Raw genomic sequence first — 6,891 nt, 5'->3', positions numbered from 1 at the left:
TCGGAAGCGGTAAAATCGTCTCGCAGCGGGATGGCGGCAGACATGGCAAACCCTCCGGTTCGCCCAATCGAATCAGATCCGACGCAAATGCGAAACCCCGTGAGTCCGCGTCAGCGCCGATTGGTATAAGCTCAATCAGCCTACGCAACAACCGCGGGTGTGCGAGCCAGGCACGGGCCGAAAACACGCGTTGCGCCTACGCCTCCGACGTACGAGCGTTCGCATCGCCTAGGCACCATCGACGCATTGCCGAACCCATCCTTCGAGGCCCGGTTCTCCAGACAGCAAGAGGTGTTCATGGCTAGCAAAACCGACCACGCTTACGAGCCAACTCACGGTGCCGGCGCTCCCGAGCCGGCCCCACCATCCAAACGGCTGGGTAGAGACGGCATTCCCAATGATGCTCCAGGCCAAGACGCGGATCAGGAGGCCGCGAACCGAGTGCGGACGACCGTCAAGCACAGGTTCGATCCAAGCCCGCATAGGGCGAGCAAAGCCTGAGATTACCCGTATCGAGAGTTGCCCGACGGAGGCGCGTGTCGCCGATCGAAAAGTTCCTCGTTCGTCTGCAAGCCGACCAAGGTGGCGTACGCAACCTGTGTGAATGCCGAAACATCTGGATTGGCGGATGGGACAACCTCCGCCACCATTGGAGCGTGCCGCGTGCCGAGCACCCCTGAGAGACCAGCCGAATTTTGGGACGGCGTACCTGCCCTCGTCACATCCAGGGTCCAGCCCGCGCTGAATGGACATGTATAGGAGCGCGAGTTCCTGGCCGAGTATCTGCGCGATCTAGAAACGGCTGCCCGGCAGGAGTGCGGCAGCCGCGAAACGGTACAGGTGATCGCGTCCGGGCGCCGGCTCCTGGGCGACAGAACCGAGATCGCGTCGGGTGATGGCCCGTTCAGCCGGACCTGAGCAGAGGCGAAGCGACAATGTCTGCTCTCGTGCGTTGCTGCCCAGAAGCGGACTGGCAGAGATCCACCCATCGCGGACGTTCGGGGTGGGTTCCATCCGTCAGGTTTTCACCACTAGCTCATTTCCGAGCAGGCGGACCGGGTTGGCAGGCCCGGATCGGCGCGATCCTTCTCGATGCGATCGAACGCGAAAGACGCGCCGGCTGATCGCAGCCGACGGGATGGGGTGACGACCCACGCGTTTCAGCCGCCCAGAATCGTGCCCACGCTCAAGCCGCCGCCCTGGGCGAACTCCGCCGCGGAGACCTTCTTGCCGCCCTCCGGCTTCACCTTGAAGATCTCGATCTGGCCGCCCTGGGCGGTGACGCGGATCGACTCGTCGCCGACCGCGATCACCTCGCCGACCTTGCCCTTCACGCCGCCGAGCGCCCGCACCGGGTGCAGCCGCGCGTCGAAGATCTGCAGCTTGGCGCCGTTCACCGTGGTCCAGGCGCCGGGGGCGGGGTTGGCGGCTCGGATCAGGTCGTAGATCTGGTTGGCGTGGGCGGCCCAGCTGATCGCCGCCTCGCGGGCGCGGAACCAGCCCTCGTAGCTCGCCGCGTCCTCGTCCTGGTCGATCTCCATGTGCCGGCCGGCGACGACGAGGTCGGCCGCCTCCAGCATCGCCGCGACGCCCATCGGGAACAGGCTCTTGAAGTAGACGTCGCCCAGCGTGTCGTCGGGGCCGATGTCGCAGGTCTTCTGCAAAATGACCGGGCCCTCGTCGAGGCCGTCGGTCGGGCGGAAGATCGTCAGCCCGGTCCGGGTGTCGCCCTTGGCGATCGGCCAGTTGATCGAGGACGGCCCGCGATACCGCGGCAGCAACGATGGGTGGTACTGGATCGTGCCGTGCTTCGGGATCGTGACGAAGTCCTGCGGCGCGAACTGCAGCACGTAGGCCATCACGCCGACGTCGGCGTCGAGCCCGCGCATGGCGGCCTCGGCCTCGGCGCTCTTCAGGCTCGGGAACTGGAACACCTGCAGCCCCTGCTCGAGGGCGGCGGTCTTCAGCACGTCGGGCTTGGCGCCCTCCTTCTCGGGGGCGCAGAACACGCCGGCCACCGTGTCGCCGCGCTTCAGGAAGGCCTCCAGCACCGCCTTGCCGAAATCCTGCTGACCGATGAAGGCGATGCGCATGGAAGCCTCGTTGTCGTCGCGATGGGACGGTCCGCCCCGGACTCTGCTCGACCGCCGATCCTGCCCACCACCTCGTCCCGAGGCGCTTTCGCGAGGCGGCAAGTCCCCAAGGAAGGCTCCGGTCGTCGCGCGCCCGCCGGAGGGCACCGTCGAGGCCCCCTGTCGCGGGCCTCTCGGGATGTCGGTGTCAGTGGTTGGGCAAATGCCGGTCCGTGTAGATGGATCGATAGAAGTGCAGGAACGAATCCGCCGTTTTTCGGCGACCGCCTACTCCGCCGCGATCTTCTCGATGCGGCCGACAGCGCCGGAATTCGCGATCTCGTCCACCTCGGCGTCGGTGTACTTGAGGACGCTGCGGAGGATCTCGTCGGTGTGCTCGCCGAGCAGCGGCGAGCGGGTCACCTCGCTCGGGCTCGCCGAGAGCTTGATCGGGTTTCCGACGGTCAGGTAGGTGCCGCGCGTGGGATGCTCGACCTCGACGATCGTGCCGGTCTTGCGCAAGGACTCGTCGGCGGCGATCTCCTTCATCGACAGGATCGGGCCGCAGGGGATGTCGTACGCGTTGAGGATGTCCATCGCCTCGAACTTGTCGTGCTTCATCGTCCAGGCTTCGATGCGCGTGAAGATCTCGTTCAGGTGCGGCAGGCGCGCCTTGGGCGTGGCGTAGCCCGGATCGGTCTTCCAGTCCGGCTCACCGATGATGTCGCAGATCGGCGCCCAGACCGCGGCCTGGGTGATGAAGTACAGGTACGCGTTAGGATCGTGCTCCCAGCCCTTGCACTTGAGGATGCGGCCGGGCTGGCCGCCGCCGGAATCGTTGCCGGCGCGCGGGGTTGAGTCGCCGAACGGGATGCCCTCGCCGAACTGGCTGTACTCGGTGAGCGGGCCGTGATCGAGGCGCTGCTGGTCGCGCAGCTTCACCCGGCAGAGGTTGAGCACGCTGTCCTGCATGGCGCAGTCGACCTTCTGGCCCAGCCCGGTGACGGTGCGGTGGAACAGGGCGGTGACGATGCCGAGCGCGAGGTGCAGGCCGGTGCCGGAATCGCCGATCTGCGCGCCGGTCACCATCGGGATGCCGTCGCGGAAGCCGGTGGTGGAGGCCGAGCCGCCGGCGCATTGGGCGACGTTCTCGTAGACCTTGCAATCCTCGTAGCGGCCGGGCCCGAAGCCCTTCACCGAAGCCAGGATCATGCGCGGGTTGGCCTCGTGGATCTTCTCCCAGGTCAGGCCCATGCGGGCGAGCGCGCCGGGGGCGAAGTTCTCGACGAGCACGTCGCACTCCTTCACCAGGCGCCAGAGCACGTCCTTGCCCTTGGCCGTCTTCGAATCGAGGGTGATCGAACGCTTGTTGTGGTTCAGCATGGTGAAATACAAACTGTCCACATCAGGAACGTCCTGAAGCTGCGCGCGCGTCGCGTCGCCGGCGCCGGGACGCTCGACCTTGATCACGTCGGCGCCGAACCACGCGAGCAACTGCGTAGAGGTCGGGCCGGACTGGACGTGGGTGAAGTCCAGGATTTTGACGCCTTCCAGGGCCTTGCTCATGGGTCTGTCTCTGATCGTTCCATGTGGGTCGGGATACCGGCGATGCCGCCCGGCTTCGAAGGTGTCGGGCCGCGGTCCCGTCAGGCCTCATGCCTGCCGGGCGCGCTCGCCAATGGTCAAGTCAATAAAAGTCCGCCTTCGGCCAAGCCGCGCTTCTGGCTAGGGCCGGTGCGCGGCTCAGCGCGCGTCGCGGCCCGAAGGCACGCAGATGGGAAGCCCTGCGGCCCGAAAGGCAGGCAGCCCTGATGGCGCCCGAGGGGCATTGCGACGCTCCATCCCTGTTGCTTCGTCTAGGTCGGCCTTGTCGACCGTTGCCCCGCAGGATGGCCGAAGTATCGATGGCATGCAATATGCCAAATGACGTGACCCATGGCGCGATGTTCGGCCGGCCCGACGTTTTCGGTTGCACTGTCTTCGCTCGTCCGACGACCGATTTGATCTCTCTCAACCGCAGGATGCCTCATCGAAAATTGATCAGATTTCGGGCTGGCGCCCGAAGGTCGGTCTATTCTGCCATACGAAAGCATGGCACCTTGTGGTTTGTTGCAGAGCCGCGCGATGAACGTTCCCGCCGCCTTGGCCGTCCAATCGATTCCCTTCGCATGGCTCGTGCTGTCGATGCGTCGCGACAACGTCGACCTGTTCGCGATCCTCTACATCGCCGGCCTCGGGCTTCTCCTGTCGCTCATTGTATGACTCAGCGATCACCTCATCTTCGATCAGGTGATGTTGGCGGTGGGTGACTTCGACTGACCGGGCGGACGTCACGCTTGGCCATTGCCGCCCAGCCATAGGTTCCTGGTGCTGGCGTCACCTTCCGCGTTCGCGCCCCTTGGCAGCGACGGAATACGGGTTCATCCTCCCGATCAAACGGCGCTCGGCAAACGAGCGAAGACCAACGGAGGTACGCCCATGCTTTCGAGTTCCCGCCTGATCAAATCATCCTGGATCGCCGTCGAGGTCACGCAGGAGCGTGCCGAGCGGGTGCTGGTCGTCGAGACCTACATCGCGGTGAGCCCGCTCGAGCGCAACTACGAGGCGGCGCAGTACGAGAAGGTCGTCGATTGCGTCCGCCACGTGCTCGCGGCGCACCCGGAGATCGACCGGGCCTCGATCCTGAGCATGCATCGTGGCTCGGGCTGCGCCAGCCTGTTCCGGGCTTCGGCCGAGGCGGCCTGAGCCTCGGTCCCGTGCGAGGTTTGGCCGTGGTGCGATGAACGCGGCGGCCGGGTATGCGCTGCCGGACGACGGCGTCGTCGAGCGCGGGCCGTGGAATCCCGGTATCGAATCGACGCTGCCACGTCGCTTTCTCTCGCTGACCACCCTGTACCGGCCCGAGAACGTCGCGACGCCCCTGGCCGAGGCGGTCGAACTTGCCGCCTTCTCCGGCCTGCCGATGCCGGAAATCGTCGCCTTCCGGCCCGAGCGCCTCGTCGTCCACGAGGTGCTGATCCGGGTGATGGCCGACCTCTCGGTCCCGGTTGGCGAGACCTATGGCGACCTTGGCGTCAACTTCCGTGCGATCGTCGCGCACATCCTCGCCGACGCGGTCGCACCGCACGCGGCGGCCGTCGCTGAGACTCTGAGCGCCGTTGCGGAGGCGGCGCGCACCCGCATCACGGCTGAGCTCGACGCGTCGTTCGCGCCGCCCGCTCCGGCGCCGGCAACGCCCAAAACCTGGCGCCACGTGCTGGGCCTAGCGCCGCGACCGGAGCCGCCGCCCATTGACGGGCGGTCTCCTGAAGAGCGTGTGCTGGCCAACTGCGCCGATTGGTGCGTTCGCGCCGGGCAGGGAGAGGATGCCCTCGAGCAGGTGGCGAGCGCGGCGCTTCACAGGGTTGTGTCGGGGATCGTCCGGCACCGGGGCAAGCTCATCGGGGATCGCAGCTTGCTCGCGAGCCTTGCTACCACGCTCGTGGCCAATGACGAGGGCAGCCGCCGCATCGGCTGCCTGATCGAGCCGTGGTTCGCCGAGTCCGTGGCGCGCGAAGGCTACGTTCCGGTCCGCGCGCAGGCGGCGCCGATCGTGATGAACGTCAAGGGCGCCTCGGCCTCGGGCAAGAGCACAATGCGCCCGCTGCAGCGCGCTCTGGCCCGCCGGCTCGGCGAATCCTGGTCGGACTTCGCGGTGATCACCCCCGACATCTGGCGCAAGTTCCTGCTCGACTACGACTCGATCGGCGACGCGATCGGCTATGCCGGCACGCTCACCGGGCACGAGGTCGAGATCGTCGATCGCAAGCTCGATCGCTACATGGCGCGCAAGGCCCGCGAGGGGCGGATGTCGCATCTGCTGATCGACCGGTTCCGGTTCGACAGCTTCAACGCCGATTCCCGTACGCAGGACGGTAGCCAGTTGCTGACCCGCTTCGGGCACCGCGTCTTCATGTTGTTCATGATCACGCCGCCCGACGCGACGGTCGAACGCGCCTGGATCCGCGGACGGATCTTCGGTCGCTACAAGGCGGTGGACGACCTCCTCGCCCACAACGTCGAGGCCTTCACCGGAATGCCGGAGCTGTTCTTCACCTGGGCGGCCAAGGCCGACAAGCAGGTCTATTACGAGTTCCTCGACAACAGCGTGCCGCTTGGCGAACGCCCGCGCACCGTCGCCTTCGGCGAGAACGGCAACCTGACCGTCCTCAACGCCGGCTACCTGATCGACATCGCCCGCTACACCAAGATTAACATCGACGCGCTCTCACCGGCGGAGGTCTACCCGGACGCCGCCGCCCTGGCGCCGGAACGGAACACCGGCTTCCTGCGCCAATGCGCCCGGCGCCTCCGCTCGGTCCGCTTCGCGGAAGCCGGCTCCGGCCTGGTCTACGCCTGCTTCGAGGCTGGGCGCCTCACCTGCCTCGACCGCGCGGCGTTCGCGCGCGCCTGCGCCGACCCCGAGACCCGCGTGGCGCTCGCCGCCTTTGGGGCCGACAATCCGGAGCGGACTCCGTGCGCTGAAGCGCCTACGGAAATCCTGTCGCAGGCGCGCACCGAGACGCTGGGCGCCTGGGTCGACCCGAAGCGGGCGTCGCCGCCGGCCTGATTTGAGGCGACCAGGCGCCCGTGAGGTGTCACCGATTGAACACAGCCTGGCAGCTTATGCACAGGCAAGTTGCGTCGCGGGCACCATTCTGTCTGGGCATGCAGAGCGCACGAAACCGCCCACGCCCCTGTGCATCGTCATCCCGCGTGACCGTGCACGTCGAGATAGCCTGGAACCTTTCGAAGTTACTCTGGAACGCTTCCACAAGAT

Annotated in this window: 5 protein-coding genes; 3 read left to right on the top strand and 2 right to left on the bottom strand. The window is 66.6% G+C overall.

What is annotated here, in order from left to right; genetic code table 11:
* Nucleotides 1-1,160 precede the first annotated feature (1,160 nt).
* Complete coding sequence (locus tag FV229_RS03590; RefSeq protein WP_147750630.1) at nt 1,161-2,093, bottom strand: methionyl-tRNA formyltransferase; 933 nt, start codon at nt 2,091-2,093, stop codon at nt 1,161-1,163.
* A 267-nt stretch (nt 2,094-2,360) separates the two neighbouring features.
* The gene (frc, locus tag FV229_RS03585; RefSeq protein ID WP_147750629.1) at nt 2,361-3,638 is read right to left on the bottom strand and encodes a formyl-CoA transferase; all 1,278 of its coding nucleotides are present in this window, start codon (nt 3,636-3,638) and stop codon (nt 2,361-2,363) included.
* Nucleotides 3,639-4,196: 558 nt separating this feature from the next.
* On the opposite strand from frc, the gene FV229_RS27215 reads away from it, so the two are divergent.
* The 3 genes from FV229_RS27215 to FV229_RS03575 all read left to right on the top strand — a co-directional run bounded on the left by FV229_RS27215 (nt 4,197) and on the right by FV229_RS03575 (nt 6,681).
* Nucleotides 4,197-4,334 carry a hypothetical protein gene (locus tag FV229_RS27215; protein WP_187275047.1) on the top strand — a complete coding sequence of 46 codons (138 nt, stop codon included), beginning with the start codon at nt 4,197-4,199 and terminating at the stop codon, nt 4,332-4,334.
* Nucleotides 4,335-4,550: 216 nt separating this feature from the next.
* Nucleotides 4,551-4,817, top strand: a complete 267-nt coding sequence (locus FV229_RS03580) for a hypothetical protein (protein ID WP_147750628.1) — start codon at nt 4,551-4,553, stop codon at nt 4,815-4,817.
* A 34-nt stretch (nt 4,818-4,851) separates the two neighbouring features.
* Nucleotides 4,852-6,681, top strand: a complete 1,830-nt coding sequence (locus tag FV229_RS03575; protein WP_147750627.1) for a hypothetical protein — start codon at nt 4,852-4,854, stop codon at nt 6,679-6,681.
* Nucleotides 6,682-6,891 lie beyond the last annotated feature (210 nt).

Source organism: Methylobacterium sp. WL120 (assembly GCF_008039465.1).
Lineage (GTDB): Bacteria > Pseudomonadota > Alphaproteobacteria > Rhizobiales > Beijerinckiaceae > Methylobacterium > Methylobacterium cerastii.
Note: the sequence above shows the minus strand (reverse complement) of the source record. Positions and strands in the feature narration are given on the sequence as shown.